A 12305-nucleotide genomic window follows, 5' to 3' on the forward strand; every position below is an offset into this window, starting at 1 on the left:
TCAGCTAGAAGAGTTACAAAACGGTACTCGCCCCGAACAAATAATGGCTCAGCAAGCACTGGTGCAACAGTTGGACGCCAGCATTGCAGATTTAGATGTGACCATCTCCAAAAGCACATTACAGGCTCCGTTTGCCGGTGTAATTTCTGCTAAACAGGTAGACGAAGGTACCGTAGTCGGTGCTGGTCAGTCGGTCATACGTCTTTTAGAAAATGCAATACCTGAAGCCAGGGTAGGTATGCCCGTCAGTGCTATTGATCAGTTAAATATCGGTGATGAGAAAACAGTGTATCTGGGTGAACGCCCATATTCGGCGACAGTATCGTCGATTTTACCCGAGGTTGATGCGCAAACACGCACACAAACAGTTGTGCTGGCATTGGAATCTGCAGCTGCTAGCCAAGCAAATACTGGACAAACCGTGCGGGTGAATTTGCAAGCGTCAATTCCCACAGACGGCATGTGGTTACCCACAGAAGCCCTAACCCAGGGAATTCGGGGTTTGTGGACCTGCTATGTGTTAGTTCCAGATGAAAATTCTGACGGAGGATACTATACAGTGCAATCCCAATCCGTAGAGGTTGTATATCAAGATAGCGATCGCATCCTAGTCCGCGGCACCCTCCAACCCAATGACATGGTCGTCGCCAGTGGTCCCCATCGCCTGGTTCCAGGCCAATTAGTCACTCCAGTCCAACCATAAAACTCCCATAGGGATGCACAGTTGTGCGCTCAATGCAGGATTGATATCTCGTAGGGCACACGACAGTGCGCCCCTCCCCATTAACCTTAGGAACCTGCCACCATGGTTAGACCGTTTTACCGCAACATCCGGCTGCTAATCCTCACCATTGTGATGGTCGTAGTGTGGGGTTTTGTATCCTTCCAGGCCCTGCCACGACAAGAAGATCCTGAACTGGTCTCCCGTATCGCCGCCGTCCAGACAGCGTATCCCGGAGCCAATGCCGAACGTGTGGAGGCTCTAGTCACAGAAGTGATTGAAGCAGAACTATCGGAACTCGAAGAAATCGATGTTCTCTCGTCTGACTCACGGGTAGGATTCTCAACCGTGACTGTTGAGCTAAGTGAATCAATTATCGACGCTCAGCCGGTATGGTCCAAGGTGCGAGATGAATTGGATGACGCAGCCATACAATTACCCGCTGGCACCAGTGAACCCGAGCTAGACGAGGCTTTTGTCAAAGCTTACACAATGATTGCCTCCCTTACCTGGCAGTTACCGACAGACCCAAACTATGCAATTTTGCGGCGCTACAGTGAAGAACTGGCGCTACGCCTGAGGGGAATGACTGGGACAGAAGAAGTGGAACTATTTGGCGACCCTGTAGAAGAAATTGTAGTAGAGGTCAATGCCCCCAGTCTGACAGCAGTGGGTCTGTCTCCCCAAGATTTAGCCAATCGCATTCAAACCAGTGATGCCAAGATCACCGCAGGCCAGTTTCGTAGCGACGAACAGAATTTAGCCATTGAGGTAGAAGGAGAGTTAGAAACTCTAGACCAAATTCGCCAGATTGCTATTCAAACTGACGATGGTCGCTTTACTCGCCTCAGCGACATTGCCCAGGTATATCGAGGCATACAACAACCGGTAACAGATTTATCGCTTGTGAGTGGCAAGCCTGCCATCGTTGCTGGAGTGATGATGGAGTCGGGCATACGCATTGATGTCTGGGCTGAGAGCGTGCGTGCAGTACTGGCAGACTTTGAAGCTCAGTTGCCCCAGGGGGTGAGCCTGGATATTGTCTTTGACCAAAGTAACTATGTAGAAAAGAGAATCAGAAAGCTGTTAGGAAACCTGATACTGGGTGCCCTGCTGGTGGTAGGGGTTACTTTGTTCACCATGGGCTGGCGTTCGGCTTTGGTAGTAGGTACGGCTCTGCCCATCACCACCATGGCAGTCTTTGGCTGGATGACAGTGTTTGGAGTACCCATTCACCAGATGTCGGTAACCGGACTGATCATTGCCCTGGGGTTACTGATTGACAATGCCATTATTGCGGTAGATGAAATCCAAATGGAGCTACAGCACGGCCATCGCCCCATTGATGCTGTGGCAAAAACGGTTGACTACCTTAAGGTACCGCTGTTTGCATCTACCGTGACTACGGTCATGACGTTTTTACCCATTTATCTATTGCCAGGGGCAGCGGGAGAGTTTGTTGGCAGCATTGCCCTGGGGGTGATTGTGTCTTTAATTTCATCGTTGGTGCTATCGCTAACAGTGATTTCAGCCCTAGCCGCAAGAGTTTTAGGACGTAGTCAAACTAAGGCACATCAGCTGCAAGATCCGACTCAAACTGGCCCTGTTAAGTCACTACAGAGATTTTTGTTACGGCCTGGTAGCTGGTGGGCAGATGGATTCTCCTCACCATTGTTAGCTCGTCCGTATCGCAAGTCACTACAGTTGACAATGAAACATCCTTTGCTTGCGATCGCACTCTCCCTCACCATCCCCCTCATCGGCTTTATCTCCGCCTCCACCCTAGACCAGCAGTTTTTTCCCGCAGGTGACCGTGACCAGCTCCAGGTAGAAGTGGAGTTTGCCCCCCAAACTGCTATTGGGCAAACCCGTGGGCAAATGTTGCAGGCTCGCCAGGTCATGTTGGAAAATTCCAATATCGACGAAGTGCATTGGTTCATTGGAGAAAGTGCGCCTAAGTTCTATTACAACTTTACGGGCAACCGGCGTAACCAGGCCCAATATGCCCAGGCCATGGTACAGCTCAACACCAATCGAGACCTGGCATCCATTGTGAAAAACCTCCAAGAGCAACTAGACAATGCTTTTCCGGCAGCCCGCGTCTTGGTCAAACAACTGGAACAGGGGCCACCCTTTGATGCCCCTATCGAACTGCGACTTTACGGACCCAACATCGAAGAACTACGGCAACTGGGTGTACAGGCCCGACAAATTCTTATCAGTGTTCCCGATGTTGTTTATGTACGAGATGATTTAACAGAAGCGCTACCCAAACTAGGGCTGAGGATTGATGAAGAACAGGCTCAACAGACAGGTTTGAACAATACGGCCATTGCACAGCAGCTAGAAGCCTACTTAGAAGGTAGCGTTGGCGGCTCAATTCTAGAAGCGACTGAAAACCTGCCAGTGCGAGTACGGGTTGCCAATAGCGACCGGGCAGACCTCAGTCAAATTGCCTCTTTAGACTTGCGTGGAACAGGCAACCGGGCATCCACTGCTGCTCTAGGAGACTTCAGGTTAGTACCTGAGCTAGCCAAGATCGCCCGCAGAAATGAACAGCGGGTGAATATTGTGCAGGGCTTTATTACTGCTGGAGTGTTGCCCTCAGTGGTGCAACAGGCCTTTGAGGAGAAACTGGCCGAAGCCAACTTCGAATTACCGGCTGGCTATTGGTTCGAGTTTGGCGGAGAAAAAGCTGAACAAAGTCAGGCCCAAGGCAACTTACTACTCTATGTACCTTTGCTAGCACTGGTCATGGTAATTTCTCTGGTGTTATCCTTGGGTTCATTTCGCCAGGCCGGTATCGTCGCAATGGTGGGGATTGGCTCTGTTGGTATGGCCCTATTTTCACTCAAAGTATTTGGGGCTGTGATGGGCTTTATGGCCATTGTTGGCAGTATGGGGCTGGTGGGTATTGCCATTAATGACACGGTCATTGTTCTCTCTGCACTCAATGGGGATAACAGAGCCAAACTAGGGGATCGTCAGGCCATTGCCACAGTCGTAAATAAGGCCACACGGCACGTAATCACAACAACCATTACGACAATTGCGGGTTTTGTGCCGCTAATCATCAGTGGGGGATTGTTTTGGCGGCCACTGGCCATTGCGATCGCAGGCGGCATAACCGGTTCGTCCATCATGGCACTATATTTTGTCCCTGCCGTTTACAGTCTGATTTATCGCTCAAAATACACACATGAACGGAGAAATAAATCTGCCCACGACTTTGAAACTGGGAGCTTGTAATTTATACATTAGTCTTAAGACACCGCAAGAGTCCCCTCAATGGGGCCCGAAATCGCTTGCCAAGCACCAATACCACCCATCAGTTCAGCAACATTTTGATAGCCCACACCACGTAGCTTAGTAGCAGCGCTGGATGTAACCTCGTTAGTTTCACCATAAACGTAGATATCGCGATCGCTTTCAAGACTTACAGAAACACGAGCAACAAGTTCATCCACAGGCATAGAAATGGCCCCTAAGATGCGTTTTTCATTAAAAAGCCGCCTGCTTCTAACATCAATAATAGTGAGAGCAGGCTCGCCCCAATCTAAACGATCCTTCAGATCAAATACCGTTGAAATCGGCTTGAGGGGCTGCGGGGTGGGAAAAAATGCAGAAGGCATGGGTTAAACAGCAAAGGATGCTGGCACGAGAAGCAACCCCTCAAGTGTAACGAAATCTAAATTTAAGTCAATTTAGATTTTATAAAGTTGACATTTTCAATTAAATACAATCCACTTTTACAAATTTTTAGTGTGGCTGTTTACCTAATAATCATTGACCTAAATATATATGTGCCAATTTTTATACACACAAGTGTGAATGAGCAATAAAAAATCATATATACCCAAACCTATATCCAAAAGAACTTACACCCCATCAGCCAGAGGTTTGTAGCTTCATTTACACCAGCTATGAAGCATTAATGTAGAATGAAAGCTAAAGAAAATATTAAACAAACCAGTTTTAAATACCCCAATGATAAAAAAAATATCCTAGCAATAACAGAGCAAACAGTATGGATGCTTCAACGCTAAGGTTACTTTGGTCCGTAATCTTAGAAAACTCACCAGAGAATATTTCTAACCTTCCTGAGGCTCTTTTTGTTAGACACTTACTTGAGCAGATTCAAGACCGAGTTTATTTAAGTATTGATGAGCAAAATGCAATGCAATCTTACTTGCAAGCCAAACGAGGGTTAATTCTTGAAATGATTCAAGGATAGGTTGTACCGGTGCATAGGATTCTAAGCAGGCATGTAAGCGCCCTAATGCGGTCACACTACATAATGCCTAGCTGAGACAAGATGCTTTTACCAGTAAGCAATTCGGTAATAATGCCGATGGTAAAGCCTAGCATTGCCAGACGACCATTCCAGCGCTCAGCAATCCGGGTAAAACCATATTTTGCCTCTTGATTTTTCATGCCCCAACCCTCTGAAAAGTCAGCAGCTCATCGGTAACAAACGATGAGTAATTTTGGTATTTCTATGGTAACGCTGGCTGAAGGGAAGTGTTCTAAGAAGCAAACAGTAAAAACGGCTTTGCTTCATAACAATTCTGCTAAGAAGCAAAGCCATGCTTATACTATGGTTTCTACGCTGGCTGAGATTGAGCTTTCTGCTGCAAAAGATTAATGATTTCAGCCTTTTCTAAAAGCCCAACTAAGGCACCATTTTCTCGGGTAACTGCCAGTGCTTGAGTTCCCTGAGCCTCCAGTTGACGAATAACATCTAACAGAGGCTGATTAGCTTGAACCTTGATTTCTTGCGCAACGGGTTTCAGAAAGTCACGCACCGGATGATCGCTCCATTGATCTGATGGAACTATTTTAAGTACATCCAAATCGATCGTCCCAGCTAGCTGGTTATTTGCAGATTCCACAAGAAAACGCTGCCATCGACTGTTACCACTTGCCAACAGTGTCGTATCTGCTAGCTCACGAAGCGTATCACTTTCATGGACAATGGGACTATTTTCAAGAACTACATCGGCGGCTGTCAAGCCAGATAATGCCTCTTGAACAGTTGCCGATTGTGCAGACTGGCCAGCATTTTGCAAAATGAACCAACCAATAATTAACGTCCAAAAACTACCAGCATTAGACAGCCCTAGAACAGCAAGGATACCTAGCATAATGGCTGACCAGCCAATCATTTGCCCCGCGCGACTGGCCCAGCGAATCCCACGGTAGCGATTGCCAGAAATTTTCCAAACAACAGCCTTCAGAACATTACCACCGTCCAAAGGTAAACCTGGAATCATATTGAAGGTCGCAAGGATCAAATTAATATAGGCTAGCAAGCTAGTCACTGCAGCGACTGGCCCAGTCACAAGACCACTACTAGCTAGGAGGGTTAGCAAAACAAACAGTACTAAACTCACAAGGGGACCAGCTACAGCAATCCAAAAGGCCCCAGAGGGTGTTTTTGCTTCATCATCTAAGCTTGCTAAGCCACCAAACAAGAAAAGTGTGATGGAGTTGACCTTGATACCTTGCTGTTGAGCAACGAAACTATGCCCCAACTCATGGAGTAAAACAGAAGCAAATAAGAGAGTGCCTGCGATCAATCCTAGAATTAGAGCCATTCCTCCCAGCCAGGGAAACTGAGCAGCTAGACCACTGCCAAAATTTAGAGTGGTGAGGGCCAACACAAAAAACCAGGAAATATTGATAAAGAAGGGAATACCAAACAGATTCCCAATGCGAAGATTACCGTTCATATCGGTCTCCTTTCAATAACTTGGAACTGGATAATGCGGCTCTTCGATACAGTTTGAAACCGTTGTGAGGACTATTTCCAGTTCACCCTCAGTGTAACGAACTGTAAACATTGTTTTATCATCCGTTAGGGGGTAATAGCCGTCCGGTCATGAGTTCGGTCCAGGCAGTAATTACAAGAGTCCTTCTAGAACAGCTCTAACCACACGATAGTCAGAATCCTGTTGCAGCTTGTCTAACATCGCTTGAGCTTCAGGTCCACCAAGGTGTCTCAAAGTCCTAGCAGCACTTGTTCGAACCAAGCCATTATCGTCGGTTGCCGCTGCCAGGGCAAGATTCAACGCTTCTGAAAGTTTATAGGTTTCCTTAAGTCTTCTCAGCTGAGTTAACGCGGCCATTCTGACGGTAAGATCTTCCCCTTGAATTCCTAATCGACATAATTTCAGGAGAACCTCAGGATCATCCAAATCTTCTAAAGCACCAAAAATGCTCTGCCGTACCAACCAGTTTGAATTCTGTTCAAACACAGCTATGAGATGAGGAAGTGCTTGGGCTCCAAATTTGGCGAGTGAATTAGAGGCTTCGGCAACAACATTATGATCGGTTTCATTGTTAAGTATGCTAAGCAGGGCTTCAAACGCTTCATTATTTCGCTTATGTCCCAGTCCCATTGCCACAAAGGAGCGTACGAGAAATTTACCATCATTCATTCGTTGCTTTAGCAGCGGCACAACGGCGGCAGGCTCATGATGATGAAGTTCAGCAATGGCTTTCATCCGCAATTGCGGGTTGGGGCTGTCAAGGAAGGCTTGAATCTGAGGAAAGTTCATGGATTTTTTTGAGGTGGGTATATGACCACCTTACATTTCTTTACAAAAAGACAACGAGATATTGAAGAGTTGGAAACGTCAATGTGGTTCTTTTGCCGTTGCTGAATGAGGGGATAAATTGACACTTTTCAGGTTAAATTTTCCCGAGGAGCAGCAACGTCGTTCTTTTATGGGAGAAAAGGCTCAGGATAACCATCGGCCATCGCTACATCAGGTAGCTGGTACCAGGGAACTTCAGGGTAGGCATGATGCTCCCTGTGATAGCTAAAATGATAGCAAGTTAGCAAGGAGAAAAGCACTGGATAGTAGTAACTTCGAGTCTGATGAACATTGTTGTTGCTTTGGTCATCATCATGATGATGAGGCAAAAATATACCAAACGTAAATAGCTGCAATGAGCTGAGAATCCAGGGAACAAGCCAAAACAAAATAAGATTTTGACTATTAATCTTGGCAAGAAATACTAAAGAAACTGTTGTCAGGACAATGCCAGTTACTACAACAGCTAGATTACGAGGAGTCAAATAATTCCTCATAAAGCTACCATACCAGCGTATAAAGTACCGAATCAAATGGCCATCGGGCTTTGAGTAAAAATCAGGATCCCGTGTTTGGGCTGGGTAAGCATGATGCTGCCAGTGCAGTTTGCGACAGGTTTGGTAGGGCAAAAAACCATATAGACCTAAGGCCAGGCGACCAACCCAACGATTTCTAGATGGGTCACCGGGAAAGACATTGCCGTGGATAGCATCATGGGCAATAACAAACAGTCCCGTGTGCAAGAATGTTCTCGACAAGATCCAAAAGACCAAGAGTATTGGGGAATAATTGGTAGAATGTTGTGGGAGGAGAACTATTAGGCTGATGAGCCAAGTGATCGCGATCGCAAGCGCAATCATCAATCCCATCCAGTTCGACCTCAGCATCTGTAGTTTGTTACAAAATTTAATACATAACATCAAATACACTTAACTTTTATTGCAAGAGATTGCACTTCTTGTCGAGCCAAGTAATGGTGTAGGTAGGTACTTGTTGATTTAATGCCCGCTCTCTGCTCGATTAATCCCATGCAGTCCAAACTTTCTTTAGCCCCCCGCTACACCCTGGACGATGAGTCTGCTTGGCTTATCGGCATCGACCCAGTGCGTCGCTATTGGATCAAGGTTGACGGTGAAACAACCATAAAAATCACAATTCCAGGACTATTGATTCCCTCACTGGAAACTCTGAAGGAAGCCATTCAAAGTTTTCGCTCATTACCCGTTGGCGCAACACTGACACTACCAACGTTTACGAGGGAGCGACTCACCATCCACTATCTGACAAGTAATCTCTACGCTATCCCACACCCTGTTAACGGTGCCTTAGCTTGGCATTTATTTGATCGTGAAACAGTTGAAGCTTTTTTATTGACAGCCCACCCAGACTGGCGGTGTGCGCCCCAAGACATTGCCCTGGGGCGTGATACCCTGATCCAATCATGGGAGCTATCCAGCGTTGCTTAAATTAACTCTCAGGTCGCAACTTTAAAAGCTCCTCTAAAGTTGCAACAAGGTTGATACGAACTGACTCGATTTTGTTATCTGCTGCCAAAATGAAGCGCCAGGTAACATTCACCTTAAAAACCAGCGCTGTGACTTTACCGCGAACGTCAACTTGCAGACGTTCACTGTCCAATTGACATGTTTCAGCACCCAACAGAGAAACTGACATTCCATCCGCCTCTTTAACCAAATAATCTCTTATTTGAGTTGGCCCGATAACAGGGGCCTCGAAAGGCGGATAAAGACTCCCTTCAACAGTAAAGAGATTAGCAACCTGCTGATACTCACCGCGATTAAACAGTGTAAAGTACCGCAAAACCACTTCAGATTGGTTATCTAACCCAGTAGCATCTGCAAGTTGCTGGTCGATCAGGTGTATCGTTGCCATCTTGGTCAACCCTCTAAGCAAATGAGTCGTAACCCATATTGACAACAATCTGACGCAAGACCGTAATCTGTTGACCAAAGTCTAAGGCAACAATGCGATTGTACATATCATTGGCATTGCGAGAAAGTACGTAATTGGTCGGTACTCCAATCACATCTCCTGAGCGCATGAGTTCTGCCAACTGGTACCAGAAAGCAAGCTTAGTGTTATTAGTTAGTACACCATAGGCTTGGGTCATGGATGTCTTACGTTGAGCAATCAAATCTTGCATAAAAGCCATTTGACCGTCAGGCCCCAATGCCTTCACCTGACTGAGCAAGCCTTCAGCAAATTGCAGACGGGCAGCCCCTGTGGCAGCTGGCGTAACAGAACCATTCCCCATCGCCTTATAAATAAACCAAAGTACACCAAGCTTCTCATCCGTAGATAAGCGCTTAAATGCAGCAACAGTCGCTGGAACAGCATCCAATAAACTAACAGACTGACTAGAAAAAGTGCTTGTAGTAAATGTCATGATTGAATAATTCCTTAGTTAATGTATGACAATTGGGAAAATCAATGATGTCTTTAAAAGCCCATGAAGACTGGTACACAACTATCAAATAGACCATTGACAACAACATCAAAAGTCCACAGATAAATCGGCGCTTAATACCGTCTGCTTAATGAGGGAACAAAACCTAAACAAAGTACTCGGCAAAAGCTGTAAACAAAATGAGAACAAAGCCACAATTCCGGCCAGTGGATCATCAAATTATTCAGCCTATCTATTAAAGCTAAACCGCTGTTCTTGTAAGTCGTCTAGCCTAATTACAAAGTTACTCAAACAGGACCTTGGATGTTAATGCAATTTGTAGACTTCATGGAACTGCTTCCTAACTTTCTATAGAAAGTGTAACGCAATGTAAACAATCATTGCCACACTCTCGGCAGATTAATCCATAGAAAACATCTATGGTTAGTCAGCACTGAACTCAACCCAATCCAAAACCTTATGCCCTATCCCTGGGCAGTCTAGGGCCTTTTGCTATCAGCCGCTGACAAGAGCTAATGCCCGCTCCCGCTGAACTGTTACCTGGCCATCATCATTTACATCAAGAACAGCCGTTTCACCGGCACGAATGTCACCAGCCAGAAGAGCTTCAGCCAAGCTGTCTTCCACCAAACGAGTAATCGCCCGTCTTAGGGGACGTGCACCGTAGCTCGGGTCGTATCCTTCCACAACAAGTTTGTCCTTGAAGGCCTCGGTGACCTCAATCTTAATTGCCTGTTCAACTAAGCGCTTGGCCACATCCTGTAGCAAGATATCCGCAATTTGTTTGACCTCACTACGCTGAAGCTGATGGAAGACAATAATCTCATCCAGACGGTTGAGAAACTCAGGTCGGAAAGAGGATTTAAGAGCATCATTGACCTGCTCACGGGTGCGCGTATATTGGGCCGTAGCCAGATCTCCATCAATCATGTCAAAACCAATACCCGTACCCTGCTTCTCAATGGCACGGGAGCCAATATTTGAAGTCATGATAATGACAGTGTTTTTGAAATCCACGACACGACCTTGAGAGTCAGTTAATCGGCCATCATCTAACAGCTGCAGCAACAGATTGAAAACATCTGGATGGGCCTTCTCAATCTCGTCAAATAGGACCACTGTGTAGGGCTTACGTCGCACAGCCTCTGTCAGCTGACCACCATCGCCATAGCCCACATATCCTGGAGGGGAGCCAATCAGTTTAGCGACTGATTGGGACTCCATATATTCCGACATATCCAAGCGGATAATGGCATCCTCAGCACCAAACACACTATCAGCCAAGGCCTTAGTCAATTCAGTTTTACCGACACCAGTAGGGCCACAGAAAATAAAGCTCGCAATGGGTCGCTGCTCACTGCTTAAGCCAACCCTGGCCCGCCGAATAGCCTTAGCAACAGCATTCACTGCGTTTTCTTGACCAATGATGCGCTGATGTAGGGTTTCTTCCAGCTTCATTAACATGGCAGACTCAGATTTAGTAATCCGGTTAGCTGGAACACCTGTCCACGAGGCCACTACCTGCGCAATATCCTCCACTGTCACCACAGGGCGTGTATCTGTAGCAGCTCTGTTCTCATTAAGATTTTGCAGTTTAGCTTCCAGTTCCAGTTCCTGATCCCGTAACTCACTAGCCCGATCAAATTCCTGAGCTTTTACCGCAGCATCTTTATCCCAGATAATTTTACGAAGAGACTGCTTAAGTTCTTTGGCTAAAGACGTCTGAGAATGACGCAGATGCACACAGGAACCCGCTTCATCAATTAAATCAATCGCCTTGTCGGGTAAATAGCGATCTGCGATATAACGATTTGACAATTTTGCAGCAGCCACCAGAGCATCATCGGAAATGAGCAAATTGTGATGTTGCTCATAGCTAGATCGCACTCCTTTCAGAATCTCAATCGTCTCCTCAACGCTAGGTTCATTAACCATTACAGGTTGAAAGCGTCGCTCTAAAGCTGCATCTTTCTCAATGTACTTGCGATATTCGTCGAGGGTAGTGGCACCGATACACTGCAGTTCACCTCGGGCCAAAGCCGGCTTAAGCATGTTGGCTGCATCCATGCCACCTTCCATGCCACCTGTTCCCACCAGGGTATGAATTTCATCGATGAGAAAAATGATATTGCCAGCCTTGTTAACCTCAGCCACAATCTGCTTGAGGCGTTCTTCAAAGTCTCCGCGAAATCGAGTGCCCGCTACTAATGAGTTAATGTCTAGACTCAACACCCGCTGGTCGAGAAGCAATTCCGGCACATCTTGGTTGATAATCCGTTGAGCCAATCCCTCAGCAATCGCTGTTTTACCCACACCAGGCTCACCAATAAGTACTGGGTTATTTTTGCTACGACGACCTAGAATCTGAACAACGCGCTCAATCTCCTGACTGCGGCCAACAACCGGGTCAATTTTGCCCTCGGCAGCTAATTTCGTCAGGTCAGTGGCAAACTCTTCCAACGCTTTTCCCTTAAAGCCACTAGCGTCTCGACTACCGGCAGTGGGTACAGGCATCCGTTCACCCACTGCTCGAATAATTGCGATACGGAGCTTGACC

13 protein-coding genes are annotated in these 12305 nt (G+C 46.5%); 5 read left to right on the forward strand and 8 right to left on the reverse strand.

What is annotated here, in order from left to right:
* Both DXZ20_RS37800 and DXZ20_RS25080 read left to right on the forward strand, forming a co-directional pair.
* Positions 1-703 (forward strand): efflux RND transporter periplasmic adaptor subunit (locus tag DXZ20_RS37800; RefSeq protein WP_250565920.1); only part of this gene is annotated, 703 nt, incomplete at its 5' end.
* A gap of 102 nt (positions 704-805) precedes the next feature.
* The gene (locus DXZ20_RS25080; RefSeq protein ID WP_163701799.1) at positions 806-3970 is read left to right on the forward strand and encodes an efflux RND transporter permease subunit; all 3165 of its coding nucleotides are present in this window, start codon (positions 806-808) and stop codon (positions 3968-3970) included.
* Between the two features lie 14 nt (positions 3971-3984).
* On the opposite strand, the gene DXZ20_RS25085 is transcribed toward DXZ20_RS25080, so the two are convergent.
* Positions 3985-4353 (reverse strand): rhodanese-like domain-containing protein, encoded by a 369-nt coding sequence (locus tag DXZ20_RS25085; protein ID WP_163662260.1) that lies wholly within the window; start codon positions 4351-4353, stop codon positions 3985-3987.
* 395 nt (positions 4354-4748) lie between these two features.
* Here DXZ20_RS25085 and DXZ20_RS25090 point away from each other — a divergent pair, with 395 nt between their 5' ends.
* On the forward strand, positions 4749-4955 hold the full coding sequence (locus DXZ20_RS25090) for a hypothetical protein (RefSeq protein WP_163662262.1): 207 nt from the start codon (positions 4749-4751) through the stop codon (positions 4953-4955).
* A gap of 56 nt (positions 4956-5011) precedes the next feature.
* Here the strand turns inward: DXZ20_RS25090 and DXZ20_RS25095 are convergent, their stop codons facing one another.
* Positions 5012-5155 carry a chlorophyll a/b-binding protein gene (locus DXZ20_RS25095; RefSeq protein ID WP_163701801.1) on the reverse strand — a complete coding sequence of 48 codons (144 nt, stop codon included), beginning with the start codon at positions 5153-5155 and terminating at the stop codon, positions 5012-5014.
* A 43-nt stretch (positions 5156-5198) separates the two neighbouring features.
* On the opposite strand from DXZ20_RS25095, the gene DXZ20_RS25100 reads away from it, so the two are divergent.
* Positions 5199-5366, forward strand: a complete 168-nt coding sequence (locus DXZ20_RS25100) for a hypothetical protein (protein ID WP_163701803.1) — start codon at positions 5199-5201, stop codon at positions 5364-5366.
* On the opposite strand, the gene DXZ20_RS25105 is transcribed toward DXZ20_RS25100, so the two are convergent.
* From DXZ20_RS25105 to DXZ20_RS25115, 3 genes are all read right to left on the reverse strand, one after another.
* Positions 5326-6453 (reverse strand): site-2 protease family protein, encoded by a 1128-nt coding sequence (locus DXZ20_RS25105; RefSeq protein WP_163701805.1) that lies wholly within the window; start codon positions 6451-6453, stop codon positions 5326-5328. The two genes, DXZ20_RS25100 and DXZ20_RS25105, sit on opposite strands and share 41 nt — an antisense overlap.
* A gap of 171 nt (positions 6454-6624) precedes the next feature.
* Positions 6625-7281 (reverse strand): HEAT repeat domain-containing protein, encoded by a 657-nt coding sequence (locus DXZ20_RS25110; protein WP_163701807.1) that lies wholly within the window; start codon positions 7279-7281, stop codon positions 6625-6627.
* 167 nt (positions 7282-7448) lie between these two features.
* Entirely contained in the window at positions 7449-8240 is a 792-nt protein-coding gene (locus tag DXZ20_RS25115; protein ID WP_348918724.1) for a fatty acid desaturase, read from the reverse strand.
* Positions 8241-8348: 108 nt separating this feature from the next.
* On the opposite strand from DXZ20_RS25115, the gene DXZ20_RS25120 reads away from it, so the two are divergent.
* A complete protein-coding gene (locus DXZ20_RS25120) occupies positions 8349-8786 on the forward strand; it encodes a hypothetical protein (protein ID WP_163701812.1) in 438 nt (145 codons plus the stop codon).
* 1 nt (position 8787) lies between these two features.
* Here the strand turns inward: DXZ20_RS25120 and DXZ20_RS25125 are convergent, their stop codons facing one another.
* The 3 genes from DXZ20_RS25125 to DXZ20_RS25135 all read right to left on the reverse strand — a co-directional run.
* A complete protein-coding gene (locus DXZ20_RS25125; RefSeq protein WP_163662276.1) occupies positions 8788-9213 on the reverse strand; it encodes a nuclear transport factor 2 family protein in 426 nt (141 codons plus the stop codon).
* A 13-nt stretch (positions 9214-9226) separates the two neighbouring features.
* On the reverse strand, positions 9227-9727 hold the full coding sequence (locus DXZ20_RS25130) for an orange carotenoid protein N-terminal domain-containing protein (RefSeq protein ID WP_163662278.1): 501 nt from the start codon (positions 9725-9727) through the stop codon (positions 9227-9229).
* Between the two features lie 516 nt (positions 9728-10243).
* Positions 10244-12305: ATP-dependent Clp protease ATP-binding subunit (locus DXZ20_RS25135; RefSeq protein ID WP_163703611.1), on the reverse strand; the 2062-nt coding region annotated here is incomplete at its 5' end.

It is taken from the genome of Adonisia turfae CCMR0081 (assembly GCF_011009555.1).
GTDB lineage: Bacteria > Cyanobacteriota > Cyanobacteriia > Phormidesmidales > Phormidesmidaceae > Leptothoe > Leptothoe turfae.